The organism is Aquibacillus koreensis (assembly GCF_025154055.1).
Taxonomy (GTDB): Bacteria; Bacillota; Bacilli; order Bacillales; family Amphibacillaceae; genus Aquibacillus_C; species Aquibacillus_C koreensis.
Genome location: NZ_JAOALK010000027.1, coordinates 16638 through 38535 on the forward strand (window position 1 = coordinate 16638; position 21898 = coordinate 38535).

Annotated in this window: 26 protein-coding genes; 16 read left to right on the forward strand and 10 right to left on the reverse strand. The window is 37.9% G+C overall.

The features are described 5' to 3' along the window. Positions 1-161: 161 nt before the first annotated feature. Positions 162-368, reverse strand: coding sequence for a DUF378 domain-containing protein (locus tag NYQ66_RS06435; RefSeq protein ID WP_259868078.1), 207 nt, complete (start codon positions 366-368; stop codon positions 162-164). Between the two features lie 310 nt (positions 369-678). Between NYQ66_RS06435 and NYQ66_RS06440 the strand changes: the two genes are divergently transcribed. The 4 genes from NYQ66_RS06440 to NYQ66_RS06455 all read left to right on the forward strand — a co-directional run bounded on the left by NYQ66_RS06440 (position 679) and on the right by NYQ66_RS06455 (position 5538). Beyond that, on the forward strand, positions 679-2277 hold the full coding sequence (locus tag NYQ66_RS06440; RefSeq protein WP_259868080.1) for a xylulokinase: 1599 nt from the start codon (positions 679-681) through the stop codon (positions 2275-2277). A gap of 30 nt (positions 2278-2307) precedes the next feature. Beyond that, a complete protein-coding gene (araD, locus tag NYQ66_RS06445; RefSeq protein ID WP_259868082.1) occupies positions 2308-3000 on the forward strand; it encodes an L-ribulose-5-phosphate 4-epimerase in 693 nt (230 codons plus the stop codon). Positions 3001-3025: 25 nt separating this feature from the next. Further along, positions 3026-4513 (forward strand): L-arabinose isomerase, encoded by a 1488-nt coding sequence (gene araA, locus NYQ66_RS06450; RefSeq protein ID WP_259868086.1) that lies wholly within the window; start codon positions 3026-3028, stop codon positions 4511-4513. Positions 4514-4716: 203 nt separating this feature from the next. Further along, positions 4717-5538 carry an alpha/beta fold hydrolase gene (locus tag NYQ66_RS06455; protein ID WP_259868088.1) on the forward strand — a complete coding sequence of 274 codons (822 nt, stop codon included), beginning with the start codon at positions 4717-4719 and terminating at the stop codon, positions 5536-5538. A gap of 74 nt (positions 5539-5612) precedes the next feature. Here NYQ66_RS06455 and NYQ66_RS06460 read toward each other — a convergent pair whose 3' ends face one another. After that, the gene (locus tag NYQ66_RS06460; protein ID WP_259868090.1) at positions 5613-5990 is read right to left on the reverse strand and encodes a hypothetical protein; all 378 of its coding nucleotides are present in this window, start codon (positions 5988-5990) and stop codon (positions 5613-5615) included. Between the two features lie 48 nt (positions 5991-6038). Beyond that, the gene (locus tag NYQ66_RS06465; protein WP_259868182.1) at positions 6039-6335 is read right to left on the reverse strand and encodes a hypothetical protein; all 297 of its coding nucleotides are present in this window, start codon (positions 6333-6335) and stop codon (positions 6039-6041) included. A 360-nt stretch (positions 6336-6695) separates the two neighbouring features. Here NYQ66_RS06465 and mnmH point away from each other — a divergent pair, with 360 nt between their 5' ends. From mnmH to NYQ66_RS06490, 5 genes are all read left to right on the forward strand, one after another. After that, the gene (mnmH, locus tag NYQ66_RS06470) at positions 6696-7763 is read left to right on the forward strand and encodes a tRNA 2-selenouridine(34) synthase MnmH (RefSeq protein ID WP_259868092.1); all 1068 of its coding nucleotides are present in this window, start codon (positions 6696-6698) and stop codon (positions 7761-7763) included. Between the two features lie 33 nt (positions 7764-7796). Further along, complete coding sequence (locus NYQ66_RS06475) at positions 7797-9032, forward strand: mechanosensitive ion channel family protein (RefSeq protein WP_259868094.1); 1236 nt, start codon at positions 7797-7799, stop codon at positions 9030-9032. Between the two features lie 296 nt (positions 9033-9328). Continuing rightward, entirely contained in the window at positions 9329-9508 is a 180-nt protein-coding gene (locus tag NYQ66_RS06480) for a hypothetical protein (protein WP_259868096.1), read from the forward strand. Between the two features lie 3 nt (positions 9509-9511). Continuing rightward, positions 9512-10111, forward strand: a complete 600-nt coding sequence (locus tag NYQ66_RS06485; protein ID WP_259868098.1) for a hypothetical protein — start codon at positions 9512-9514, stop codon at positions 10109-10111. 338 nt (positions 10112-10449) lie between these two features. Continuing rightward, entirely contained in the window at positions 10450-11214 is a 765-nt protein-coding gene (locus tag NYQ66_RS06490; RefSeq protein ID WP_259868185.1) for a DUF817 domain-containing protein, read from the forward strand. Positions 11215-11275: 61 nt separating this feature from the next. On the opposite strand, the gene NYQ66_RS06495 is transcribed toward NYQ66_RS06490, so the two are convergent. Then, positions 11276-12514 carry an endo-1,4-beta-xylanase gene (locus NYQ66_RS06495; RefSeq protein ID WP_259868100.1) on the reverse strand — a complete coding sequence of 413 codons (1239 nt, stop codon included), beginning with the start codon at positions 12512-12514 and terminating at the stop codon, positions 11276-11278. Between the two features lie 179 nt (positions 12515-12693). After that, positions 12694-13413, reverse strand: a complete 720-nt coding sequence (locus NYQ66_RS06500) for a 3-ketoacyl-ACP reductase (protein ID WP_259868102.1) — start codon at positions 13411-13413, stop codon at positions 12694-12696. A gap of 253 nt (positions 13414-13666) precedes the next feature. On the opposite strand from NYQ66_RS06500, the gene NYQ66_RS06505 reads away from it, so the two are divergent. After that, complete coding sequence (locus tag NYQ66_RS06505; protein ID WP_259868104.1) at positions 13667-13882, forward strand: hypothetical protein; 216 nt, start codon at positions 13667-13669, stop codon at positions 13880-13882. A gap of 87 nt (positions 13883-13969) precedes the next feature. Here NYQ66_RS06505 and NYQ66_RS06510 read toward each other — a convergent pair whose 3' ends face one another. Together NYQ66_RS06510 and NYQ66_RS06515 are read right to left on the reverse strand one after the other, a co-directional pair. Next, positions 13970-14206, reverse strand: coding sequence for a Parvovirus coat protein VP1-like protein (locus tag NYQ66_RS06510; RefSeq protein ID WP_259868105.1), 237 nt, complete (start codon positions 14204-14206; stop codon positions 13970-13972). Positions 14207-14404: 198 nt separating this feature from the next. Then, positions 14405-14662: a hypothetical protein gene (locus NYQ66_RS06515; protein ID WP_259868106.1), complete on the reverse strand. Its 258-nt coding sequence runs from the start codon at positions 14660-14662 to the stop codon at positions 14405-14407. 276 nt (positions 14663-14938) lie between these two features. Here NYQ66_RS06515 and NYQ66_RS06520 point away from each other — a divergent pair, with 276 nt between their 5' ends. Beyond that, entirely contained in the window at positions 14939-15727 is a 789-nt protein-coding gene (locus NYQ66_RS06520; RefSeq protein WP_259868107.1) for a hypothetical protein, read from the forward strand. Between the two features lie 5 nt (positions 15728-15732). Further along, entirely contained in the window at positions 15733-16203 is a 471-nt protein-coding gene (locus NYQ66_RS06525; protein ID WP_259868187.1) for a hypothetical protein, read from the forward strand. Positions 16204-16265: 62 nt separating this feature from the next. Here NYQ66_RS06525 and NYQ66_RS06530 read toward each other — a convergent pair whose 3' ends face one another. Beyond that, positions 16266-16805 carry a hypothetical protein gene (locus tag NYQ66_RS06530; protein WP_259868108.1) on the reverse strand — a complete coding sequence of 180 codons (540 nt, stop codon included), beginning with the start codon at positions 16803-16805 and terminating at the stop codon, positions 16266-16268. A 118-nt stretch (positions 16806-16923) separates the two neighbouring features. On the opposite strand from NYQ66_RS06530, the gene NYQ66_RS06535 reads away from it, so the two are divergent. Both NYQ66_RS06535 and NYQ66_RS06540 read left to right on the forward strand, forming a co-directional pair. Next, the gene (locus NYQ66_RS06535; protein WP_259868109.1) at positions 16924-17520 is read left to right on the forward strand and encodes a TetR/AcrR family transcriptional regulator; all 597 of its coding nucleotides are present in this window, start codon (positions 16924-16926) and stop codon (positions 17518-17520) included. 78 nt (positions 17521-17598) lie between these two features. Continuing rightward, positions 17599-17769, forward strand: a complete 171-nt coding sequence (locus tag NYQ66_RS06540; RefSeq protein ID WP_259868110.1) for a hypothetical protein — start codon at positions 17599-17601, stop codon at positions 17767-17769. 77 nt (positions 17770-17846) lie between these two features. On the opposite strand, the gene NYQ66_RS06545 is transcribed toward NYQ66_RS06540, so the two are convergent. Further along, on the reverse strand, positions 17847-18374 hold the full coding sequence (locus NYQ66_RS06545; RefSeq protein ID WP_259868111.1) for a hypothetical protein: 528 nt from the start codon (positions 18372-18374) through the stop codon (positions 17847-17849). A 263-nt stretch (positions 18375-18637) separates the two neighbouring features. Beyond that, entirely contained in the window at positions 18638-19606 is a 969-nt protein-coding gene (locus tag NYQ66_RS06550; protein WP_259868112.1) for a sugar phosphate isomerase/epimerase family protein, read from the reverse strand. A gap of 215 nt (positions 19607-19821) precedes the next feature. On the opposite strand from NYQ66_RS06550, the gene NYQ66_RS06555 reads away from it, so the two are divergent. Both NYQ66_RS06555 and NYQ66_RS06560 read left to right on the forward strand, forming a co-directional pair. Next, positions 19822-20811 carry a LacI family DNA-binding transcriptional regulator gene (locus NYQ66_RS06555; RefSeq protein WP_259868114.1) on the forward strand — a complete coding sequence of 330 codons (990 nt, stop codon included), beginning with the start codon at positions 19822-19824 and terminating at the stop codon, positions 20809-20811. Positions 20812-20937: 126 nt separating this feature from the next. Further along, positions 20938-21888: a substrate-binding domain-containing protein gene (locus tag NYQ66_RS06560; RefSeq protein ID WP_259868115.1), complete on the forward strand. Its 951-nt coding sequence runs from the start codon at positions 20938-20940 to the stop codon at positions 21886-21888. Positions 21889-21898 lie beyond the last annotated feature (10 nt).

Here is a 21898-nt window from a genome sequence, read left to right on the forward strand (position 1 = left end):
ACCAAAATCTGTTCGTTTAGGGAACTATCTTGTCTGAATACATTTAAATTTTTTTGTGAAGTGTAAACATGGGGACGGTTCTTGTGTTTCCAAAATGAGTTACTACCGATTAATGAAGAAGAGCTATCCCTCCATAAGAAGGATAGCTCTTTATCGATTAATTATGCAGATTCAGATTTTACTTTAGGGATAAACCGTAAAGCATAGATGGCACAAACCCCTACAATGATGTAAATCAGTTGAGATAGTATTGCTTCTTTTCCACCAAAGATTTGGGCAACAAGATCAAATTGGAATAGTCCTACTAAAAGCCAATTTAACCCACCTACAATCAGTAATACTAATGCAGTTATATTTAAGGCTTTCATCAATTAGTCTCCTTCCATTCTTTATTTATTGCCTTGCTTGTCCTGTATCCTATTTCGTGCCAATTCAAACATTTGAGGTAAGAAAATTGTGAACGCAGGGACGGTTCTTCTGTTCACAAATTGTAAACAGAAGAACCGTCCCTATGTTCACGATCTAGCTTGATTGTACGTATGAATTGTAGTAATATTAGAGTGCGAATCTAAACATATACGTACAAGTTGGTTAAAGACTTGAAGAGATACATATAATAGTAAATATGTAAACGGTTACTGAAATATGTGCTATAAATCTATTATTGGAGGGGATTACATGAGTCTTGATGTGAAAAATACCATTGAGAGTGGCAAAACAGTGCTTGGAATTGAACTAGGATCAACCCGAATTAAAGCAGTACTTATTGGTGAAGATCACACAACCATTGCATCTGGTAGCCATGACTGGGAAAACAGTTACGTGAACAATATCTGGACCTACAGCATCGAGGAAGTTTGGCAAGGGCTACAAAATAGCTACCGAAATATGGCAAATGACGTGAAACAGCAGTATGGAGTTACGCTTACAAAAATTGGGGCAATTGGTTTTAGTGCGATGATGCACGGCTATATGGCTTTTGATAAAGACGAGCAATTGTTAGTACCATTCCGTACATGGCGTAACAATATAACGGATCAGGCCTCCAAGGAGCTCACAGAACTATTTAACTATCAAATCCCGCAGAGATGGAGTATTGCGCATTTGTATCAGGCAATACTGAATCAAGAAGAACATACGAGTGATATTCACTTCCAGACAACGCTAGCTGGTTATGTACATTGGAAACTGACAGGCAAGAAGGTATTAGGCGTTGGTGAAGCATCGGGTATGTTCCCAATCGACTTGGAGACCAAGCGTTTTAACAAAACCATGATCAATCAATTTGATGAATTAGTTGCACCAAATGATTTTCAGTGGAAACTAGAAGATATTCTTCCTGAAGTCGTAGTAGCAGGTGAGCAGGCAGGTGTGCTGACGGAAGAAGGAGCAAAACTACTTGATCCGTCTGGCGAACTAGAAGCGGGCATTCCATTATGCCCACCAGAAGGTGACGCAGGGACTGGGATGGTTGCAACCAACAGCATTGCGAAGCGCACCGGGAATGTTTCAGCTGGAACGTCTGCGTTTGCAATGGTTGTATTGGAAAAAGATTTGTCTAAAGTACATCCGGAAATTGATCTTGTTACGACTCCGAATGGTGATCTCGTAGCGATGGCTCACTCAAATAACTGTTCTTCAGACTTAAATGCGTGGGTTGGACTATTTGAAGAATTTTCCCAAGTCATGGGTGTAGCAGTTGATACGAATAAATTATATGAAACGTTATTCAAGCAAGCGCTTCAAGGAGACCCAGATGGTGGTGGATTGCTTTCATACGGTTATCTATCTGGTGAACATATGACCCATTTTGAAGAAGGTCGTCCATTATTTGTCCGTTCTTCTGGAAGTAATTTCAATCTGGCTAATTTCATGCGTACGCATTTATTCACAGCTTTTGGTGCAATGAAAATAGGAATGGATATTTTGATTAATGAAGAAAAAGTACAATTGGATGAAGTGTTGGGCCACGGTGGTTTGTTTAAAACAGAAGGTGTTGGACAAAGCATCCTAGCTGCAGCGTTTAATGTGCCTGTTTCTGTCATGGAAACAGCAGGAGAAGGCGGCGCGTGGGGTATTGCCCTACTAGGTTCATACATGATCAACAAAAAAGACGGCGAAACATTAGAGACATATTTAAATGATAATGTTTTTGCGAATCAGTCTGTAAAAACGGTGTCTCCAGATCCAAAAGATGTTGAAGGATTTGAACAATTTATGACACGTTACAAGAATGGACTAGCGATTGAGCGTGCGGCAGTCGAGCATCATCAATAAAAATTAGAAGCGAAAGGAGTGTAAATTCCAATGTTAGAAAACCTAAAACAACAAGTACTAGAAGCAAATCTAGCATTACCGAAATACGGCTTGGTTACATTTACGTGGGGAAATGTAAGTGGTTTTGACAAAGAGTCAGGCTTAGTTGTCATTAAGCCAAGTGGTGTTCCATATGAAAAGTTAAAGGCTGAAGATCTAGTCGTAGTTGACTTAGATGGAAATGTAGTGGAAGGCGATTTGAATCCATCTTCTGATACACCAACCCATATTGTACTCTATCGTGAATTTCCAGGCATCGGAGGCGTGGTACATACCCATTCGCCTTGGGCAACAAGCTGGGCGCAAGCAGGTAAACCCGTTCATGCATTAGGCACAACCCAGGCGGATTACTTTTATGGCACCGTTCCTTGTACGAGAAAAATGACAGAGGAAGAGATCGAAGGAGCTTATGAATTAGAGACAGGAAATGTGATTGTGGAGACATTTAACGATATTGATCCACTCCAAATTCCGAGTGTGCTTGTCCATAGTCATGCCCCGTTCAACTGGGGGAAAGACCCTGCGGAGGCCGTGCATAACGCGGTTGTTCTAGAAGAAGTAGCAAAAATGAATTATCATGCTTATCAAATTAACCCGGATATCGGACCGATGGATCAAAAATTACTAGACAAACACTATTTAAGAAAACATGGTGCAAACGCTTATTACGGCCAGAAAAAATAATTAAAAATCCTAGGAGGAATAAAACATGTTAAAAACAAAGCCTTATGAATTTTGGTTCGTTACAGGTAGTCAAAACCTTTACGGCGAAGAACCATTACGCCAAGTGGCAAACAACTCTAAAGAAGTGGTAGCTGGATTAAATAAAGATGGAGATCTTCCTTTTCCAATCGTATTCAAATCTGTTGTTAAAACAGCAGATGAAATTAAAAATCTAGCAATCGAAGCAAATACAAATGAAAATTGTGCGGGGTTAATCACGTGGATGCACACGTTTTCCCCTGCAAAAATGTGGATCGCAGGACTAACTGCTTTGCAAAAGCCACTCCTTCACTTGCACACACAATTTAACCGTGATATTCCTTGGGGCGAGATCGATATGGATTTCATGAACTTAAACCAAGCAGCACATGGTGACAGAGAATACGGCTTTATCGGAACACGTATGGATGTTTCTAGAAAAGTAATCGTAGGACATTGGCAAAATAAAGATGTTACAGCAAAGGTAGCTAGTTGGATGAAAACGGCTGTTGGTGTAACGGAAGGTCCAAACATTCGTGTTGCTCGTTTTGGGGATAACATGCGAAACGTTGCTGTTACCGATGGGGATAAAATCGAAGCTCAAATTAAGTTTGGCTGGACAGTTGACTACTATGGTATCGGTGATTTAGTTGCCGAAATGAAAGAAGTAACGGATGCGGAACTAGATGCACTTTACAAAGAATATAGTGAATTATATGAGCTACCGGCAGAAGCTAGTGAGTCAGGTCCAGTGAGAGACTCGATCCTTGAGCAAGGCCGTATCGAGTTAGCGTTAAAATCATTCTTATCAAAAGGAAATTACAATGCTTTCACGACTAACTTTGAAGACCTGCACGGCATGAAGCAACTTCCGGGGCTAGCAGCACAACGCCTCATGGCAGAAGGCTATGGTTTTGCAGGTGAAGGGGATTGGAGAACTGCTGCATTACTTCGCTTGATGAAAATCATGTCTAACAACCAAGGTACTTCATTTATGGAAGATTACACGTACCACTTAGAGCCAGGTAATGAGATGGTTCTTGGTTCGCACATGCTTGAAATTTGTCCGACTGTTTCTGCAACAAAACCAAAGATCGTTGTGAACCCACTGGGCATTGGTGGAAAAGAAGACCCAGCACGTCTTGTATTTGACGGTCGAGGTGGAGATGCTCTTAATGCATCACTTGTAGAGATGGGTGGCCGATTCCGTCTTGTGATCAACGAAGTAAAAGCAGAGCAACCAACTAAGGAAACACCAAACTTGCCAGTAGCAAAAGTGTTATGGAAACCACAACCATCATTAAGCGAAGCTACAGAAGCATGGATATATGCTGGTGGAGCACACCATACGGTCTTCACATTTGACGTAACAACAGAGCAACTATGCGACTTTGCTGACATGGCCAAAATAGAAGTAGTTGTAATTGATGAAGATACAAAAGTAAGACAATTCCGCAACGAGTTAAAGTGGAATGAAGCAATCTGGAGAAGATAAAACGTAAACACAGGGACGGTTCTCTTGTTTCCAAATGGAAACAGAGAGCCGTCTTTTTTTCTCCAGAACCTTTTTTGCTCATTCTCATACGATGTTAAAAGGTTTGTAAATTTTTATGCATATTTTTATTAATTTCACATGTAATCGTCCCTTTTGCTAAATAATACATGTACATCTATGGATTAAACAGGGAGTGAAGGCTATTGTCTGGTGCGGGATTAACAGAGTCATACATCAGGGTTGCGAATATGGATTTGTACTGTGAATACTTATTGAATGATAAACCACCGATTTTGCTCATCCATGGATTTGCATCATCTATCTATACGTTTCGTCGGATCATTCCTTTATTGATGGAACAATTTTCTGTTATTTCGGTTGATCTACCTGGGTTTGGTAAAAGTGAAAAGTCAAATTCTTTTGTCTATAGCTTTGAAAACTACGCAAAGGTAATGCTTGAATTCATCCAAACATTTAACTTATCCAGCACGCATATCGTTGCGCATTCTATGGGCGGACAAATTGCGCTTCACATGGCACGACTGGCTCCTGAAAAAGTGAACAAGCTTATCTTGTTATGTAGTTCCGGCTATCTTAAGCGTGCAAAAAAGCTGTTGATTTATAGTTCTTATTTACCATTTTTTGATCGAATGGTGTATTATTATATCCACAGAAAAGACGTAAAAGATTACTTGCATAATGTTTTTTTTAACAAAGAATTAATTTGTGAAGAAATGATTGATGAATTTTCTAGGCCATTAGCAGAAAAACGGTTCTATAAATCTCTGATTCGCTTATTACGACACCGTGAAGGAGATCTATTGCCTAAACAATTACAGAAGATCGATGTACCTACATTAATTATTTGGGGGGAGGAAGACCGTGTCGTACCACTCCATGTTGGCAAACAACTAGTGAAAGATTTACCTAACGCCCAATTAATTACGTATGAAAAAACTGGACATTTAATCACAGAAGAAAGACCAGAACCAATTTTCCAAAACATATTAACCCATGTTATGTAGCGGGAATAATCTCTTTTGAAAAAAGGGAGGCAGTTATTAGCTACTGCTTCCTTAACAAAAGAAGCACCCTAAGGTTACTCCCCGTAATGACGGGTAATGATTTCAAAAAATTGATCCGAATCGCCCATATCCAATGTATAGGTCGTATTCGTATTGCTCGTTTTCATAATCGTACCGGTACTCGCTTGTATCCAGAGGAAATAACTCTTTTGACCATATTCAAATTTGTATTCTGGTTCTGCTATATCAACAGTACCAGGATCTTTTGTTGCGTTTTTAACTGCTTGCAAAATAACATCGATCTCTTCTTCATCTGTTATTTCAACGGTTGTATTAGCTTTCGTTTTCTGGAAGTTTTCCATTTCAACTATGGTAATTTTGCTCGGTGATGTACAGGCAACTAGAAAAAGTGTAATAATCACGAAAGTTGCAATAAACCTAAATAAGCGCATGAGATACACACCTTTGTCATTTATTTTCCTACTTCTGATTAACTCCTGCTAGTTTAACAAAAAATGTAGAATCGGGGGTGAAAGTAATAGTAGGATAGCACTTAATAATAGCGTTTTTGATACCACGCCGGGAAGTTTTTCTCTACCTTTTCCTGTGTACCATCCACTGAATTGGAGTTTATTTCTATACAAAACAAAGATGAAGATAAATACGCCGAACATAGATATCCATCCATATTTGTCCGTATCAATACCGATACTTGTATATATTGCATGCGGAATTCCATCCAAGACTGTTCCAAGGATCGCAATGATAAAAATTATTCTGAGTAATTCTAAAATCACGCTCAAAGACCTCTCCCCCTGTTCGTTAAAGTTACCCGTAGACAAAAAAAATATCCATTACTATTTTAACATAAAAATCCAATTATCATTGTTTATCAATCGCTATTAGGAAAGCAAAAAGCATCATATCTGTACACGGTAGTTTTTGCGATTGTGTTTGTGGATGATCTGTTTCTATTTTCTAGCCTTCTTTATTAAAATATAATTCGCGGTAAGGCTGTATCATAATGTAAAACGTAAACAGGAGAACCGTCCCCATGTTTCCAATTCTATTAGTATGGTAAAATTAATAGGGTGATAGTTTAGTGATTATAAATAGAGTAATGGTGGTAAAATACATGTATTAGGAAGTGAATCTTTATGTTTAAAGATATTGCTCTCGAAGATCTTTTTTGTCTTAAGAATGAAGCAAACCATACGCTTGTTGATGTTCGTTCGCCAAAGGAATTTATGGAAACGACGATTCCAGGGAGTATCAATGTCCCGATCTTTGACGATGAGGAACGCGCGGAGGTTGGTACGCTTTATAAGCAAAAAGGGCAAGAAGAAGCAAAAGAACGTGGCCTAGAAATTTTTTCTGCAAAATTGCCTGGGTTTATTACAACATGTAAGCAATTGGGCACACCACTAACCGTATTTTGTTGGCGTGGTGGGATGCGTAGCAAGACGGCTGCGACTGTTTTGGATTTAATGGGTATGGAAGTGAATCGCTTATCTGGCGGGATCCGTGCTTATCGCCAGTGGGTAGTTGATACGTTGGAAAAAGAGGAATGTAATCCTGAACTGCTTGTGTTAAATGGATACACGGGAGCGGGAAAAACATTGATCCTACACGAACTAATGAAAAGGCAGTACCCGGTGATTGATTTAGAAGGGATGGCCCAACATCGAGGATCTATCTTTGGTCAAATAGGAATTAACCCAAGTAATCAGAAAAATTTTGAATCCCAACTTGTACAAAAGTTGATTGAGTATAAAGAACATCCCTATGTATTTATTGAGGGGGAAAGCAAACGAATTGGTAAAGCAACTGTTCCAGATTTTCTTATGAATAAAAAAGAAAAAAGTATGCAGATTTTCATTGATATGCCGTTAGAGACCCGTGTTGAACATATTCTTGAAGCATACCATCCGTGGGAATATCCGGAGAAATTTATCGATGCATTTCAGATCATTAAGAAACGCATCCATACGCCTGTTGCTAAAGAGATTGAGCACGATTTACGAACAGGAAACTATCGTCACGCGGTTGCATTGTTATTAACTTATTATTATGATCCAAAATATAATCACAGCACAAGTCATCCAAATGCTAAATCATTGCACATTCAAGCAGAAACGATCGAGGAAGCTGTTGAGAAAATAGAAAACGTAGTTGGAGATATTTTTCCGTTAAAGAATAAATTGCGCGAAACACTCCATCATTAAGCGTGTTATCATCATTAGAATGGGAGGGAGCAAATGAAGTACATAGAAGATTGGTTGGTACAATATGATATGTCTGCTACTTGGGCAGGTTATCTTGCCAATATCATTATGATCCTTTTAATAGGAATCATCTGTATTATTGCAAATTTTATTACGAAAAAAGTCGTGATCAGAGTCATTAGCCATTATGTGAAAAGAAACAAATTCACATGGGACGATATTTTGTTGGAAAGAAAAGTGTTTCATAAGCTTTCTCATATTGTTCCGGCAATTATTATAATCGTATTTGCCACCACCACCACCTTTTTTTCAGGTTATAACGAAATAATTGAAAGAGGGGCAATCATCTATATCATCATGGCAGGTTTGATGGTGATCTTTAGCTTACTAAATGCAATTAACGATATCTATCAAACGTTTGAGATTGCGAAGTTAAGACCAATTAAAGGATATCTACAGGTAGCTAATATTATTGTCATTATTGTAGGGGTAGTCTTGGTCATCTCTATCCTAGTGGGAGAAAGTCCGTTTATTTTGCTGAGCGGAATTGGTGCCCTTTCTGCAGTGATCTTGTTGATTTTTAAAGATTCGATCTTAGGTCTCGTTGCAGGGATTCAATTGGCGGCGAATGATATGGTCCGTGTCGGTGACTGGATTGAAATGCCTAAATATGGCGCTGATGGAGACATTATTGATATTTCACTTGTCACGGTGAAAGTACAAAACTGGGACAAAACGATTACAACAATCCCAAGTTATGCGCTTGTATCCGATTCGTTTATTAACTGGCGAGGGATGCAAGACGCTGGTGGCCGACGTATCATGCGATCTTTATTTATTGATAAAAGTAGTATTACTTTTTTATCGAAGGACATGATTGAAAGCCTGAAAAGTATCCACTATTTGTCTGAATATCTTCTTGAAAAAGAAGAAGAAATTGAGGCTTACAATACAAGGCATGATATAAATGATAGTAATACCGTAAATCGACGTTCACTTACGAACATCGGTGTGTTCAGGGCCTACATTCAAAAATATCTTGAGCACCATCCGCAAATTAAACAAGACATGACCTTAATGGTTAGGCAGCTTGCGCCAACAGAACACGGGTTGCCGCTTGAGATATATGCTTTTACCAATGATATTAGGTGGCATATCTATGAAGGGATCCAATCCGATATCTTTGACCACCTGTTTGCCGTCGCACCAGAATTCGGCATTCGCCTATTCCAAAACCCATCCGGCAACGACTTTAGAAACTTAACGTGAACATAGGGACGGTTCTTGTGTTTCCATTTTGGAAACACGAGAACCGTCTTTTGTTTATGTAGTTCGTATTAAGTTATGGAATCATTCAACCACATTGTAAAGAAATGTTAAAATGTAAACAAAGGTGAAATACAAGATAAGGAAAAGAGTGGTGAGATGAAGAGAATTACTTTTTCTTTTGTCTATTCTAAGTCTTGGCTGTTCTTCTAATCAGGATGAACTAAGGAATTTTTATTGAATCATATAATAATCATGCGAAGGAGCTTTAATCTGTTGATCTGCTAGACAATGAGGATGTGCAACAAAAAGAAGATTATAATTATCTGCATAAATCATATTTGTACACGATTGGAGCATATCATCACGAAGATGATCTTAGTATTGAACTTGCTATTGAACAGGACCAGTTTTTTAAAGGGGCAGGTTATGATAGTTCATTAGTTATCGCTACTGTATTAGGAATAGAGGTGAAATAATAAATGTCATATTTATCGGGTTTCTTTAGAGTATTGATTATCCTTTTGCTTTTATATGCTTATCACATGATCATAAGCAATCTCGATTTTATTCAAAGTACAGTTGTATATCTCCTATTATTTGCAATTGTATTAATTGTAGCTTTTTGGATCGCAAATAAACTAGATCTATCAATAGACGTAGTTCGATTTCCAATACTAATCCGAATTATTGTGAGTTGTCTCATCATCCTGTTTTTCTGTTACTCGTTCTTTACTACTCATTTCTATACAGATAAACAGTTGATCGAGACCGGATTAGAAAAAATAGAAATGTATTATCAGTTGAATCAAGTTAACTTTACCGATGAAGAACGACAAGAACTACTAGATTCTATATTTCATGAGCAGTTTGGCTATTCTGTGCAGTTACTCGGAAAATATCCAGAAGCCGAGTTAGTGGAAGCAAATGCACTCAATATAACCCGGAACTTCTACCAATATAACCTGCTAGTAAAAGTGGAATTATCTGAGGGAGGCCACAAGTGGACGGAGAAATATATGCTGATATTGGAAAGGGACGGGTTTACATTTAAATTGAATGGGATGTCCTATGTTGATTAAGCTTATGCGACGAAATGATCATATTAATAAATTCCTTAAAAACATTACAGTTAGTTAGTAAAACGCTCATCCTGAGCGTTTTTTCTTTCTATTTATGTGATGACATGAATCTAAAATGAACGTTATCATTACATGTAATCAATAAAAAAATGTTAATAAACAGTAATAATTTATTGTTAAACAATAAATTGAATGTTATGCTTTAAACAAATAATCATGTGCGTATCGAGAAAACACGGAGTAAGAAAAATTCATTGTTTTGTTTTATAAAAAGGAGGTTAAGCATGAGTACATCTGTTCATGCAAATGTTCAAAAGAAAACGTCAAAGGCTAAAGTAATGCGGCCACTATCACAACTCGTGCACTTTGGGTGGGAGCAGGCCCTTTCTTGTATTTTTCCTGTCGTAATCTTTACTTCTTTAGCTATTACAAAAATAGTTCCTCTTCCATTTCTCCCACGTTATGATTGGCTCCTGATCATCTGTCTATTGATGCAATGGATAATGGTTCGTTCAGGACTTGAAACCCGAGATGAATTAAAGGTAATCACCTTGTTCCACCTTATAGGGCTTGGGCTTGAACTGTTTAAGGTGCACATGGGATCTTGGTCTTATCCCGAAGAAGGGTATTCAAAAGTTTTGGGTGTGCCGTTGTATAGTGGATTCATGTATGCGAGTGTTGCCAGTTATCTTTGTCAGGCGTGGAGAAGGCTTGAGGTGGAACTAGTAAAGTGGCCGCCATTCTTAGTCGTTGTTCCTCTTGCAACGGCGATTTACTTGAATTTTTTCACTCATCATTATTGGATGGATGTTCGATGGATTTTATCTGGGCTTGTCATTATCGTTTTTTGGCAATCATGGGTTACTTATGAGGTCAATGGGTCACGTTACCGAATGCCTATTGCATTTTCATTTGTGCTTATTGGTTTCTTTATCTGGATTGCAGAAAATATCGCTACTTATTTTAAGGCTTGGGAATATCCAAACCAAACGGAAGCATGGAGTCTTGTCCATTTGGGGAAAGTAAGTTCATGGCTTTTGCTCGTGATTGTAAGCTTTCTTATCGTCGCAACACTAAAGCGGGTCAAGGGAAAGCAAATGTGAACAGGGGGACGGTTCTTCCGTTTCCAAAAATGGAAACAGGAGAACCGTCCCTGTGTTTACACTAGATTACTAATTTAACTGTTTCACTATTTTTATCTAACTGCAAGGTTGCTTTCTTGTCTCCACATACTAGGTCATAGTCACCTAGGAATCCTTCAAATGTAAGCATTCCGTCGCTATCTGTTTTCACAGTCAGATTGGTATTCCAATCTTGCTTAATTAGACGCTTTAATGTGTTATAAGCAGGTTTTGGACTATTGTCACTTCTTAGGAAACCAGCAGGTGCACCAAGCCAAGCACCATCATCACTGAAGGTCCAGTTTGTGATTGCTTCTACTAATGGATGTTTAAACAGAATTGAATACATTTCTTCCACTTCTTTTGCCTGACGCGCTTCATATTCCGGAGTAGAAGGCCATTCTGGAATTTGATAATCATTCAAGTCTTCGATTTCAGCTGGCATAATATGCCCGGAAATAAGCGTGTTTTCTGTAAAATGTATTGGCAAGCCAAAATGAGAGAAGCGCTCTAATACTTGTTCTAATTTTTCGCGCCCCCAATACCCTTGGTGTTGGTGTGACTGAATACCAATCGCATCAATCGGAACACCAGCGCTTAAGCATCCATCTATAAGAATTTCATAGTTGATTGATGTGTTAAAGTCATTTAGCAATAACGTTGCATTAGGGTTTGATTCACGCGTTTTTGCAAACATCTCTTTGACAATTCCAACGCGACCTAAGTCTTTACTAATTCTAGTAATCCCATTATCGTATTTATCAAAAATAGGCATAATCACTACTTCATTAATGACATCCCACATATCAATTAATCCTTTAAAATCTGTTACGTCTCGCTCAATTCGGTCAAACTGCGCCTTAAGGATTTCTTCATTACTCATATCAAGTAGCCAGGGGGCTGTTCCTGTGTGCCAGCAAAGCGGATGTCCTTTGACCGTCATGTTTCTATTTCTATCTTTTAGATATTGTGCAGCAGCTTTTAATTCCTTTGTCTTTGGATTTCCTTTTTCAGGCTCAAATCCTCCCCAGTAGAATGGTAATGTTCCGAAGTTAAAAACGTCAAAAAACTTATCCATTTTGTCTTCTAAATAGGATAGATTTTCTGTTGTATCCGTTGCATTTGCAACCCTAACCGCATCAAAAATCCCTGAACCAAATAGAAACTGATGGTTTGTATGCGTTAGTGAGACTTCTTGATCAACAACAGGATTTCCTGAAGCATCTACTAGCTTAATAGTCTTTTTCCCCATTCGGTGTTGAAGCTCATTTATTTGTCCCATTATGTAACCTCCGTTAAGTAACAAGCATGTATTTAAGAAAACGCTTTCACGTCTCTTGTGAGTATTCTACCAAAATTCATTTCAATAGAAAACAAATTAGTCTTATGCCTGGTGTAAACGTGGGGACGGTTCTCCTGTTTCCAAAATGGAAACAGAAGAACCGTCCCTCCGTTTACGTTTTATGGATTTGTCGACCAAAGTCCTGCTGATTTGATGAATGTTCTACGGTTTAGTTTCAATCCTGAGATCACTAATTCAGCAAGGTCTTCTGGGTGCATGACTCGTTCTGGATCACCTGTAATCAGGTTTGATTCATTGGCTAAATCAGTAACAACGGTACTCGGCGTTAATGCAGTAACACGAATGTTATGCTTGCGTACTTCTAACATTAAAGATTCTGTTAGTCCTAAAACACCAAACTTCGAAGCACTGTAAGCACTTGTAACAGGTGCACCTTTCTGACCTGCTGTAGAAGAAATATTAATAATATCTCCTGTTTTTCTTTCAATCATTTCAGGCAGAACCGCTCGTGTGACGTTATAAACGCCCATTAGATTTACTTGAATGATGTTCTCCCACTCATTTGGGGCAAGGTCAAGAAAGCCACCGAACTTCGCTGTCCCTGCATTATTGATTAAAATATCAATCGGACCAAGATCCGCTTTAATATGATCGACTGCATGTGTAACTGCATCAAGATCAGCCACGTTGGCAGAAGCTGCCGAAATATTTACAGCATAAGATTCTGTTATTTCTGCGGCTACTTTCTCCAAATTTTCCAAGCTTAAACCAATCAAACCAACGTTCACACCTTCTTTAGCTAAAGCGATTGCAGTAGAACGTCCAATGCCTCTTCCAGCTCCAGTAACAATTGCTGTTTTTCCGTGTAAAGATGTCATTAAAAATCACTCCTTCATTATTAACCACATGTATTATTCCCAATAAGAGGGAAAGAAATTACTAACCTAAATATGTGCACTATTTTAATATACCAAGCTCATTTTACTAGATAAAGGAATTTGTTTATTAAGATGGTCGAAGTCGATGGTTGAGATGGCGGAAATGCAGACATGGACTTTTAAATAAGCTTAACGTTTCCATTATTGGACAAACTAAGGATACTAAATATAGTTGTGAAGGAGTATTAATTTTATGTCTGAAGAAACTTTTTATATAAGAAATGTTATAGATAAGGAAACAATCCAAGAAATTGAGAAAATCTTAAATCAAGTTAATGGAATGGAGAGAGTATTAATAGATACGGATGATGGAGAAGTTAAGGTAGAATTTTATGGAGATAAAGTAATGATTGAAGAAGTTAACAGGATTTTAGAGGAGCATCGTTATCAAGTGGAAAGAAAAGATTAGAACTGCTTTCCTTACTTTAGATGCATTTGTAAAATCATTACAAAAGGTAAAATCAGAGGGAAAACCCTCTGATTTTTATAATACTTATTACCTGTGTTTTAATCGGATTGCCCGATGCATAAGAGCTGCATCCTTACCTAATTTTGATCTTTGATTTATATATGGCTCAAGCTGTCTCAAGAAAATGTCATCACAATGTCTACTAGGGCCATATTTTCGATAACAAGCATCATGTTGCCTGCAAAAGGCATCTAGTTGATTTGTGGGTGGGCCAGGGCCACTACATCTAGGGCCACAATAACGATAGCCAGGTAAGCATGGCATGGGAATCCTCCTTTCTCCATATAGCTTTGTTCTGTAAGCAAACTATCCTGCCATTATAGAGCTCAAATTTATTAAGATCGGTTACAAGTAGCTAGGATTTTTTGCTCAATCCAAAATATCTCGAGTTAAAATTATGAAGACATTAGCGAAATGAAGGAATGCACCCATGTAAATGGATTGAAAATTTCCTTTAGTCAATTACCAGAAAAAAAGCGGTAGTAAGCTTAATGTTGCGATTGATCCCAATGCAACGCCCCATCCTAATCCACTTCCATAGCCACCCCAGCCATAACCATAACCACCTAATTGTTTAGGGCGATCAATTGGTCTTAAGAAAACTTGGTGACGGTCAACGTGCTCGATAATTCCTTTGTGAACTTTACCGCCATGGCATCTAATTTCTACTGCTCTACCTCGATATTTATTGCATAATCCGTGATAATGTCCAATAGACATCGTTTCACCCCCATATATTTTATTGTATGAATGGTTCCAACAAATGGAAGGGACAGGTGAACCAAGGTAAATGTGGAGTTTAAGATATGGTTTCATTCTATTTCTATGTAATCGAAAGGGCCTTAGTTTAGTGCAACAAGATTTAATGAAGATATATCCAACATTCGCCCTTCCACTTACCGATTGATTAATCTCCTAATACGATATGGCAGAGTAGTATATTTTTAAAAATAATAGGAAAAAATGGGAAATACATGATAATTAGGGGCATACTTAATGAATAACTACACAAATGACAATAAAGCTAGACGATACAAGGCGCATGTTAGCACACTCGGAACTACACAATTCCACTTAAGAAACCCATATATTGTAGCTTGGTGGAGTGCGGCGTTTCCCGGTTTTGGGCACTTATTGTTATCAAAATATATAAGAGGGTATATGTTATTTATTTGGGAAGTAATTGTTAATGTAAAAGCCCACATTAATATGGCGATGATTTACTCCTTTCAAGGGGAAATTGAAATGGCAAAAGATATTTTGGATACACGGTGGATGCTTATTTATATTCCAGTTTATCTCTTTGCGATCTGGGATAGTTATCGAACGACAGTGGATATGAATAAAGTGTACATATTAGCTGAGCGAGAAGATCATCACTTTAATTCATTTGTTATATCACCATTTGAAATTAACTATTTAGATAAAAGAAATCCGGTTTTAGCGTTTATATGGTCGTTATTTGTACCTGGACTAGGTCAACTGTATATTCATAGAATCTTGACTGCAGCTTTTGTTGTCATATGGTCTGTCGTCTTTTTTTATTATTCTCATGCGCTTGAAGCGATAACGTTTTTATTTTTGGGGGAAATAGAAAATGCAACTGTTGTTTTGAATGCAGAATGGCTATTGTTTTTCCCATCACTCTATGGATTTGCCACGTATGATTCCTATACGGCGACAGTAGAAAACAATAAGCTATACGAAAAAGAACAAAGAAAGTATTTTGTGGAGAATTATCAAGGGAATAACTTTAAGATCCTGAAAGGACAAAAGGTGAAGTAATCATGATGCAGGTATTTTCTACCTTTGAAAATAATGCCTTTACTGAACTAGCGATTACAACGCTAGAAAAAAAGGGAATAAAGAAGGAACAAATATTTATTGTACCACTTGATAATCGACAAGAGTCACCTAAGTTATTTGACACACTTCACCGATCAGATGGAACCACTTTTATTGATATTGGTTTGGCACTTGCAACAGCTTTTTCAGTGATTGGAGCTAGTATAGGGTTTAAATTTGCATGGGGTCCGATATATTGGGGACTAATCGGTGCTTTTTTAGGGTTTCTACTAGGATTTATTATTCGTCTATTTACTGAAGTCATTCTTAAAAAGAAAAAGAGAAAATTAAAGGGGAAGCATTCAGAGGTCATTGTCATTGTAGAATGCGAAAAAAGATTCGCTGAACTAGTAGAAAATATACTCTGGGCTCACTATGCCATAGGCGTAGCAAAAGTAATCTCCGGGGCAGAGTAAACAGAGGGACGGTTCTTGCGTTCACGTTTTGTAAAACGTGAACACAAGAACCGTCCCCATGTTCACGATTTGGCTCTTTTTGGCCAGATATAATTGCTAATGGAGATGGCAAAATCGATGCCAAGTACGAGTGACCATGTCATCCATACTCCTTTTAATGATTCTGTTCGGATAGGATCTTGGATTAGGAAGATTACGCCTAATAAAAGTGCTGAACCGATCAAGTAAGCGAGCACGTGACTGCCGAACCCTTTGATATAATGATGTGCATACTCCATACCATAGCGTTGTTTTGGTTTTTGTCCTTGTTTTAAAATGTAATATTGGAATCGCACGTCCGCCCAGGCAATCATCGATTTACCAAAAGCTAGCGAAACCCCAATATAAACCGCTGCTATACCGTGGGCTACCGTCGCAGTTGCCCCTCTGTACAAATCAATACTTGTAATAATTAGTAACAGCATGTCGATGACAGGTGTTAATGCTAGGAATACCATCCCTAATTTTGGACGCTTTAGCATATAACGCGTCACAAACCCCAAGGTAATAACAACCCAAAATCCAATCTCACATGCAACGATCATCCATCCGATAAAACTCATTGTATCCCCTCTTTTACAATACAGTTGTACTAATTAAGGTGATTGTAACATGGCTTTTTAAATAATACAACTGTATTATTAAATTGATTGAATAGGTCTTTCCTGCTAATATAAAACTATGCCAAAAATAGTAGATCATGAAAAAAGAAAAAAACAAATTGCAGAAGCGACATGGCAAGTCATCTTACACAAAGGAATGGAAGGAGCGACGGTCAGGAATATTGCCAAGGAAGCAGGATTATCCTTAGGCGCACTGAGGCATTATTTTTCCACACAGGACGAGCTACTGGTCTATGCGATGAAGCTTGTAAAAGAAAATGCGATGATCCGAGTGAATGAGATTATAAAGCGTGATTTACCAGCAAAGGAAAAAGTGATCCAAGTTTTATTAGAAATTGTGCCAATCAACAAAGAAACGATGGCTGAGATGGAAGTATGGTTTGCTTTCACGTTCTATGCCAGGCACAAGGAAGATGTATTTGGTGTCGAGGGTGATGGGATTTTTAAAGGAGTTCAGAATGTTATTCGTTATCTAGACCAATCCGGTATGTTACGGGAAGGTTTGAACAAGGATATCGAGTCAGAAAAATTATATGCGATTGTTGATGGTATTGCTCTGCATGCCATGCTTGAACCACATCGTGTAAACAAAGATCGGATCATCCAAACGTTGAGAAATCATATTGATTCACTTTGTGTAAGTGCGTCTAACTAGTGAGTACACGGATTAGACGTGCTACAACAGACTGAGGCTTTGAGGATATCTGAGTATGATTGATGGGGGAGTGTTACTGTGGAATTAATCATATTCCTAGTTATCATTATTGGTATTGTGTACGGCTGGCGGGACTATAAAAAGAAGGCAAAGGCGGCAGAAAATGAAGAAGTAAGAAATACGTTTGTACCGTTGTTTTTATTAGCGCTCTTGGTTGTGTTAATCGTGTACGTATTTATTTTTAGTTAACAATAAGCGCTTTAAGTACATATGAAAAAAGTATTTCCAAATAATCCAAAACGTGAACAGGAGAACCGTCCCCATGTTCACGTTTTTAGAAGTTTGTATAGTGTTTCTTTTTCGTCAACGGTAATGAATATTCTAGTTAACTTACTATTTTTTCTGTATGCTACTGGTTCGTGTAATACGATTTCAAAGGTAGGATCATCTAACCCTAGTAACGAAAGGTCGAGTACTTCCTTGTTTTTCTTATCTTGTTCATAATTGATATTGCCATTAAGGATTTCTTTAATGTTATCCGTTTTGATTGTAAGCTTAGGTCTAACGCCAATTTTGATAGACAATGTATCCCCTGATAATTCAATAGGATTTCTGATTACTGCTTGTAGGTCTACAATTAGAAAAACAAACATAACGATAGCTAGCAATAGGTGAATCCAATGTAAAAGCGGACTCCAGTTATACAAAAGGAAAGATATTGCTACAGTTTCGATCACAATAACAACAAGCATGGCACAAATGAATCCAATGTAACCAGATTTTTTGTGATAGGAAAAAGAATAGGTTTCCTGGTTAGTTTCTTTACTTTTCTTTACTAGTGTGGGACTATTCATAATGGAGATCTCCTCGTATCATTCTACTAGTTATATATTATATTATAGATTGGCATGTTTTTGACATAAAATAGAAGCGGATTCCATGAAATATCATGCTGCCTAAAAACTTGTACTTGATCATCAAGCTTCAGGGGTGTATCAAGAACATATAAAATAATGTATGTCAGTCACGTAGTGTGTAAGTAGGCGGACAGAAACTAAAAATGTTGCATCCATGATATTTCCGTATCATGGATGCAACATTTTACTAAAAGGGCTATTTAAGCCCACCACATTTCACCAACAGACTCTTTAACCATTACCGGTTTTAAGTTTGCTACTGCCTTAGCAAAACCTTCATTAATCGACATAAGTCCATCCTCATGTTCAATGCTGACAACATAATCATAGCCATACATACGTAAAGCGCTAATCATATCAGCCCAAACTTTCGTATCATGCCCAAACCCAACTGTGCGGAAATACCATGAACGATTTCGCATATCGGTGTAAGGTGTCATATCAGTCAGGCCATTTTTATTCATGTTTGGCTGGTCAATAATTGTGTCTTTTGCATGAAAATGGTGAATGGCATTCTCTCGTCCTAATAGTTTAATAGATTCCACTGGGTCAATGCCTTGCCACCACATATGACTAGGATCTAAGTTTGCTCCAATTGCAGGCCCACATGCTTCTCTCAGACGAAGTAAATTTGCTGGAGTGTGAACAGAAAAACCTCCGTGTAATTCTAAGCCGATTTTCACATCATGTTCTTCAGCTAGAATAGCTTTCTTCTTCCAATAAGGAATGATTTTCTCTTCCCATTGCCATTTTAAAATTTCTTGAAAATCATGTGGCCAAGGCGCTACAGGCCAGTTTGGATATTTTGCGTTCTCGTGGTCACCGGGACATCCAGAGAAGGTGTTCACGATAGGAATGCCAAGTTTACCTGCTAATCTAACGGTTTTGTCGAATAAGATGTCTGCTTCTTCCGCAATTTGTTTTTGTGGGTGAAGTGGGTTCGCATGACAGCTCAATGCACTAACCATTAATCCTCGTTGTTTAATTTTTTTCATAAATTCTTTTTGTTTATTCTCACTATCTAGTAACTCATCAACCTTACAATGCGCATCTCCAGGATATCCACCTGTTCCTAATTCTACAGCTTCGATACCCTGTGCAGCGACATGATCTAACATATCATCAACATTTTTATCTGAAAATAACACGGTAAATACACCTAATTTCATCGAAAATCCCCCTTATCATGAAAACGCTTAATGTAATCCATTACATAATATCACAACAATTAAAGTATGTAAAACAATCATAAATACGAATAATATAAAGGATTTTGTCATACAAAATTTACTGTTGACAAATATAAACAGTGTATTTACAATTAAATTTGTAATCGATTACAAGTTATGATAATCAAATTTTAATATTGAGAGAAGGTTACATCGTGGCAAATATTCAACAAGTTGCTCAGAAAGCAGGTGTTTCCGTTGCGACTGTATCTAGAGTAATGAACAATAGTTCTTCTGTTACAGCAAGTACTAGACAAAAAGTTGAAAACGCTATAAAAGAATTAAACTATGAACCTAGTGTATTAGGGAGGAATCTTAGAACCTCTGAAAGTCGATTAATCCTTGTATTAATTCCAAGTATTTCAAATCCTTTTTATACTGAAATCATAAATGGGATCGAGGATACATCGATCAAGAATGGTTACAATATTCTTCTTTGTGAAACAGATTCGAGTGTAGAAAGGGAAAATATCTACCTAAACATGATTAAAAATAAGTTAGTGGATGGTGCAATTTCGATGGATCCAGCAGTTAATATGGAAAAGCTCAATCAACTTGCTTTAGACTATCCTATTATTCAATGTAGTGAGTATGAAGAAGGTGGAATTATTCCCTATGTAACAATTAATAATGAGTTGGCTGCTTATCAAGCGGTAAAACATCTTATCAAGTTAGGTCACGAAAGAATAGCGCTAGTAAATTCAGATGAAAAATTCCTGTATGCTCGGCAGCGGAGACAAGGTTATGATCGAGCGTTAAAAGAGTATCACCTTCCTATCCGTGAAGAATTAATCTACCATACGGATTACCTAGAGTTTGATTACGGCATTCAAGCCATGCGAAAGTTGTTGGAAGTGCAGGAGAAACCTACTGCTGTATTCGCAGTTTCAGATACATTGGCTATTGGTGCACTGAAAGAAATCAATCAATCTGGTTTGCAAGTACCTAATGATATTGCAGTTGTTGGTTTTGACAAAATCAGTTTTTCAAACATGACGAACCCATCACTTACTACAATTTCGCAACCCATGTATAAAATGGGATGTACAGCTGCAACGATGTTGATTAATAGTGTCGTTGGCAAGAAAGTTGAAAATATTGTGCTTGACCATGAGTTAGTGATTCGTGATTCAACCATGGGATAACCTTTTAATTGAGACTAACAACCCGGCATTAAACTCCGAATTAGTGTCGGTCAGTTAGCCTCAAATGTAAACGGTTTCTTATGGGGAGGTTACCAAATTTCAGTAAAAACAAGGGGGAAAAGAAGAATGAAGCGTATCTTATCTTTAGTGTTCGTGTTAGTTGTAGCAATTGGAATGGCAGGTTGTGCTAGTAGTAGCTCAGGTGATGATGAGGTTGTTTTAGGTTTAGCTTTACCTTCTGCAACACATGGTTGGATGGGTGCCCTAATTCAAAATGCAGAGGATCAAGCGAAAGCACTTGTCGAGGATGGTACGATTGATGACTACGAATTTACAACAGCAGATAATCCAGCAGATCAAACAAGTAATGTGGAAGATTTAATAGCTCAAGGGGTAGATGCTATTGTCATGCTTCCAATTGAATCTGAGGCATTGTCTCCAGTGGGGGCAAAAGTAAAAGAGGAAGGCATTCCACTTATCATTGTTGACCGTGAACTAACGAATGATGCGGCAACAGTTGTTGTGAAAGGCGATAATACTGGAATTGGAATTAATGCAGGTGAATACATCGTTGAACAATTAGGTGGCAGTGGTAAAGTAGTTGAAATCGCTGGTCCTTCTAGCTCTGTAACGAATCAACGTAGTGACGGATTCCGTGAGTCTATTGAGGGTACTGATATTGAGATCATTGCTTCTCAAAACGGTGAATTTTCAACAGAAACATCTTTACAGGTAATGGAAAACATCTTAACAGCACAAGCTGAAATCGATGCTGTTTATACGCAAGATGACGGGATGGCATTAGGTGTTATCCAAGCGATTAAAGAAGCGAACCGTACTGACATTCAGTTTGTTACAGGTGCTGGTGGAGCGAAGGAAGTATATGAAATCATCCAAGAGGACGGTTTAGTTAAAGCAACTTTCTTATACTCTCCACTAATGGTTATCGATGCAGTAGATATTGGAGCCGATCTTGCGAATGGTGATGAAGCGGAAAGTGCGGAGGTAGTTATTCCAGCTACACCAATAACACAAGAAAATGTTGATGAACATTACGATGCAGACGCAGCATTCTAAAACGAACACC

Bases quoted from the DNA above. Each gene is read 5' to 3' on its own strand.
- NYQ66_RS06435 (WP_259868078.1), bottom strand. From the start codon at position 368: ATGAAAGCCTTAAATATAACTGCATTAGTATTACTGATTGTAGGTGGG.
- NYQ66_RS06440 (WP_259868080.1), top strand. From the start codon at position 679: ATGAGTCTTGATGTGAAAAATACCATTGAGAGTGGCAAAACAGTGCTT.
- araD (WP_259868082.1), top strand. From the start codon at position 2,308: ATGTTAGAAAACCTAAAACAACAAGTACTAGAAGCAAATCTAGCATTA.
- araA (WP_259868086.1), top strand. From the start codon at position 3,026: ATGTTAAAAACAAAGCCTTATGAATTTTGGTTCGTTACAGGTAGTCAA.
- NYQ66_RS06460 (WP_259868090.1), bottom strand. From the start codon at position 5,990: ATGCGCTTATTTAGGTTTATTGCAACTTTCGTGATTATTACACTTTTT.
- mnmH (WP_259868092.1), top strand. From the start codon at position 6,696: ATGTTTAAAGATATTGCTCTCGAAGATCTTTTTTGTCTTAAGAATGAA.
- NYQ66_RS06475 (WP_259868094.1), top strand. From the start codon at position 7,797: ATGAAGTACATAGAAGATTGGTTGGTACAATATGATATGTCTGCTACT.
- NYQ66_RS06485 (WP_259868098.1), top strand. From the start codon at position 9,512: ATGTCATATTTATCGGGTTTCTTTAGAGTATTGATTATCCTTTTGCTT.
- NYQ66_RS06490 (WP_259868185.1), top strand. From the start codon at position 10,450: ATGCGGCCACTATCACAACTCGTGCACTTTGGGTGGGAGCAGGCCCTT.
- NYQ66_RS06495 (WP_259868100.1), bottom strand. From the start codon at position 12,514: ATGGGACAAATAAATGAGCTTCAACACCGAATGGGGAAAAAGACTATT.
- NYQ66_RS06500 (WP_259868102.1), bottom strand. From the start codon at position 13,413: ATGACATCTTTACACGGAAAAACAGCAATTGTTACTGGAGCTGGAAGA.
- NYQ66_RS06505 (WP_259868104.1), top strand. From the start codon at position 13,667: ATGTCTGAAGAAACTTTTTATATAAGAAATGTTATAGATAAGGAAACA.
- NYQ66_RS06510 (WP_259868105.1), bottom strand. From the start codon at position 14,206: ATGCCATGCTTACCTGGCTATCGTTATTGTGGCCCTAGATGTAGTGGC.
- NYQ66_RS06515 (WP_259868106.1), bottom strand. From the start codon at position 14,662: ATGTCTATTGGACATTATCACGGATTATGCAATAAATATCGAGGTAGA.
- NYQ66_RS06520 (WP_259868107.1), top strand. From the start codon at position 14,939: ATGAATAACTACACAAATGACAATAAAGCTAGACGATACAAGGCGCAT.
- NYQ66_RS06525 (WP_259868187.1), top strand. From the start codon at position 15,733: ATGCAGGTATTTTCTACCTTTGAAAATAATGCCTTTACTGAACTAGCG.
- NYQ66_RS06530 (WP_259868108.1), bottom strand. From the start codon at position 16,805: ATGAGTTTTATCGGATGGATGATCGTTGCATGTGAGATTGGATTTTGG.
- NYQ66_RS06535 (WP_259868109.1), top strand. From the start codon at position 16,924: ATGCCAAAAATAGTAGATCATGAAAAAAGAAAAAAACAAATTGCAGAA.
- NYQ66_RS06545 (WP_259868111.1), bottom strand. From the start codon at position 18,374: ATGAATAGTCCCACACTAGTAAAGAAAAGTAAAGAAACTAACCAGGAA.
- NYQ66_RS06550 (WP_259868112.1), bottom strand. From the start codon at position 19,606: ATGAAATTAGGTGTATTTACCGTGTTATTTTCAGATAAAAATGTTGAT.
- NYQ66_RS06560 (WP_259868115.1), top strand. From the start codon at position 20,938: ATGAAGCGTATCTTATCTTTAGTGTTCGTGTTAGTTGTAGCAATTGGA.